Below are 2,827 nucleotides of genomic sequence, written 5' to 3' on the forward strand. Positions count from 1 at the left end.
ATAGGTGTTGTAGAGAAGAAAGATATAATTATTGAAACAAAGTCAGCAATATTTTTCAGAACGAGCGATCGCTCTGTTATCAATCTACTTTATGTCATCACCTAACTTAGAAACTCCTACCAAAGAACAATCACGAGAAGACTATCTCAACGAACTTCCCAACGAAGTAGAAATGTCTTTGTTCGATCATTTAGAAGAACTGCGAATGCGGATTTTTTACAGTCTGATTGCAGTTGCGATCGCAGCTTTAGGTTGTTTTGTTTTTGTCCGTCCTTTAGTACGCTTGCTAGAAGTACCAGCCCAAGACGTGCAATTTCTACAACTCGCCCCAGGAGAATTTTTCTTTGTTTCGATTAAAGTAGCTGGCTATAGTGGAATGGTGCTAGCTAGCCCCTTTATTCTCTATCAAATAGTTCAATTTGTCTTACCAGGATTGACTAGAAAAGAGCGTCGTCTTCTCGCCCCTGTAGTGTTTGGTTCTAGCATTCTATTTTTTGTAGGTTTATTTTTTGCCTACATTGCCTTAATACCCGCAGCCCTGAATTTCTTTATTAACTATGGTAGCGATGTAGTAGCCCAATCTTGGTCGATTGATAAATATTTTGAATTTGTTCTTTTATTATTATTTAGTACGGGTTTAGCATTTCAGATTCCCATCATTCAGCTGATCCTTGGTTTTCTCGGCATTGTTTCCTCTTCTCAAATGTTTGCAGGTTGGCGATATGTAGTTTTAGGTTCGGTAATCATGGGTGCAATTCTCACCCCTTCGACAGATCCTCTAACTCAATCTTTGTTAGCTGGCGCAGTTTTAGGACTTTATTTTGGCGGTATTGGTGCGGTTAAGCTTTTGGGTAAATAATTTAATTGCCGAATTTTTTCTTGGTTAAAACTGTTATTTTGAATTTGCTTGATTAAATTATTTTTAAGTAATTAACACAACATAGGGGAAAATTGCCTTTTGCTCCTACTATCGCGATCGACAATCTTAGTTAATCTTAAAATATAGGTGCAATTCGCTCATAAACTGCTATTAATTTAAAGATGATGTACCCAAATTAAGCAAGATTGAGGGAAAAAAATATATGCCTCTAACTCTTTCAGGAGAACAACAACAACTTTTCGATCGCAGCCTAGCAACCATTGAGAAAGTTGAAGGTCTGTTTGTGGAGGCGAAGGTACTTTTTCCTGATTTGAATCCCGATACGGCAATCCTCAAGCAACAACTAGCCAATCCTTTCTCGATTTTTATCTGCGGAGAATTCAATGCAGGTAAATCTAGTTTGCTCAATCAATTAAATAATCAAGATATTGCCGACGTTGGCTTTTTGCCTACCACTCAAGAAATTGAATCTTATAAGCCCGAAGGCTTTGGCGGTTTGGTGTTTATTGATAGTCCTGGGACTAATTCAATTATCGAACAGCACCAAGAATTAACCGAAAACTATCTACAGCAAGCAGATATTATTTTGTTTGTCACTTCTGTAGAACGTCCTCTAAGCAAATCGGAACAAGATTTTTTAACTCTAGTCGATCGCACTTGGGCGCGTAAAATTATCGTTGCCATCAATAAAATCGATCTGGTGGCAGAAAATGAAGCAAAAGAGATTAAAAATTATATCAGTCAAGGTTTAAAAGATATATTGGCAGAAATGCCCCCAGTCTTTACTATTTCCGCTCGTTCTGGGGCGGGAATAGACGAAATCAAAAGTTTTCTTCTAGCGTTTTTAGCAGAAGGAGAAAAAGTCAAACTAAAATTAAAAGGTCCTCAAAACTCCTTGCTGGTATATTTAGAACAGCTAGAAAAGCAAAATAAAGCCATTCAGTCTAAATTAGCTGCGGAAAAAACCATCTTCGATCGCACTTCCCGCAGGATTGAAGAACGACTAGAAGAATACAATCTTTTGTTTGGTATTTTTCGCGATAATATTGACGATTTGTTTAGTAACTTAATTCAAGGTACGAACGATCTCATTGACGATAATACCGCTTTTCTGAGCGTCCTCAAACGTCGTATTACCAAAGAAGATGACCTGCTAGAAGAAAGACTAGCTAAAACTCTCAAAGAAATTCAACTAGATAAAAACCTCCAAGAAATATTTAAAGAAGCTACTGCCACTTTTATTAAATATCGCGATCGCATTGTTCGGGAAGCCAAAGAAGACCTTTCTACTGCAATTACCGTCGCCGAAGATAGTTTAGTCATTCCCGCGATCGATACTAACAAGATAGAAGTAGATGAATTCGCAGCCAAAATCAAATATGCAGCCGAAGAAGGTTTAGATAGTTTCTGGCGTTTGGGTATTACTGCAGCAGCGACTGGCTTTGGCGGTCAATTACTATTTAGTGCAGCTTCAGCTGATGCTACTGCTTTCGTAATTGCTGGCTTGTTTGGTCTAATGAGCTTTAATGCTCTACCGAGACAGCGCAAAAAAGTCAAAGCCGATCTCGAACAAACCTATCGCAATCTACAAGACAACTATACTAAAACTCTTAAAGATGCCTTGGCAGCAGAATTAAATAAATGCTTGCAGCAATTTGCCGATGTAATTCGACCCAAGCAAGAAGAGTTAACTCAAAAGATTGCAGCTAGCGAATCGATCGATCGACAAACAGAAACAATTAAAGCTGAAATCGCTCAGATAACTATTGAAGTAGAACAAATAAAATAAATACTTAAATCTGACAAAATTTAAGAAGTGGGCGGAACTCCCCAACCTCGCGAAGCAGGTTGTGGGATGGATAGCCCCGCCGATAGGCGTTATTGAAACAGTTAATAAGAAATTGATGAAATCTTGATACATTAGTAGTTCTAGCTGTTGTATAATAA

The 2,827-nt window shown here is 38.0% G+C and carries 2 protein-coding genes; both read left to right on the forward strand.

Annotated elements, in window-relative coordinates; genetic code table 11:
* The first annotated feature begins 91 nt into the window (after positions 1–91).
* Positions 92–859: a twin-arginine translocase subunit TatC gene (gene tatC, locus AC33VI_RS22275; protein ID WP_491784457.1), complete on the forward strand. Its 768-nt coding sequence runs from the start codon at positions 92–94 to the stop codon at positions 857–859.
* Between the two features lie 223 nt (positions 860–1,082).
* The gene (locus AC33VI_RS22280; RefSeq protein WP_491784458.1) at positions 1,083–2,669 is read left to right on the forward strand and encodes a dynamin family protein; all 1,587 of its coding nucleotides are present in this window, start codon (positions 1,083–1,085) and stop codon (positions 2,667–2,669) included.
* Positions 2,670–2,827: the final 158 nt, after the last annotated feature.

The organism is Waterburya sp. (genome assembly GCF_058530065.1).

Coding starts and splice junctions, on each gene's coding strand:
- tatC (WP_491784457.1), top strand. CDS start 92: ATGTCATCACCTAACTTAGAAACTCCTACCAAAGAACAATCACGAGAA.
- AC33VI_RS22280 (WP_491784458.1), top strand. CDS start 1,083: ATGCCTCTAACTCTTTCAGGAGAACAACAACAACTTTTCGATCGCAGC.